Consider the following 446-nt stretch of genomic DNA (forward strand, 5'->3'; position numbering starts at 1 on the left):
ACCGCATCGCCGACAATCTCGGCCGCTTCATCGAGGTCAACTTTCTGGCGCCCGAACCGGTGCGTGAAAAGCTTGCCGAGGTCGATTTTTCGGCGCTGGTCGCCGATTGGCTGGCCGATACGGAGCGCGCCGCCGGCCTGTCGCGCTTCATCGTGCGGCTGGTGCCGCAGACGCTTGCGGCGATAGAGCAATCCGGCCTGCGCGGCTTCGTCACCAGCCGCATGCTCGAACAGATCGAAAAGGTGCCGCTGGCGCCGCTGGCCGCCGAACTGCTCTCGGCGCTTACCGATGATCGCCGCCATCAGAAATTGTTCGACGAATTCACCAAGGTGATCGGGCGGTTCCTCAATGACGAAAAAGCGCTGGCAACGATGCGCGAAAAAATCCGCGAGGAACTGCCGTCGCTGTTCAACCTGTTCCGCGCCGACGCCTATCTCCTGAAGAAG

Annotated in this window: 1 protein-coding gene; it reads left to right on the top strand. The window is 62.1% G+C overall.

Annotated elements, in window-relative coordinates; translation table 11 throughout:
- A partial coding sequence (locus EN969_RS34910; RefSeq protein ID WP_127419983.1) for a DUF445 family protein occupies positions 1–446 on the top strand: 446 nt, incomplete at both ends.

Source organism: Mesorhizobium sp. M7A.F.Ca.CA.003.01.2.1 (genome assembly GCF_003998945.1).
In the GTDB taxonomy this organism is placed as follows: domain Bacteria; phylum Pseudomonadota; class Alphaproteobacteria; order Rhizobiales; family Rhizobiaceae; genus Mesorhizobium; species Mesorhizobium ciceri.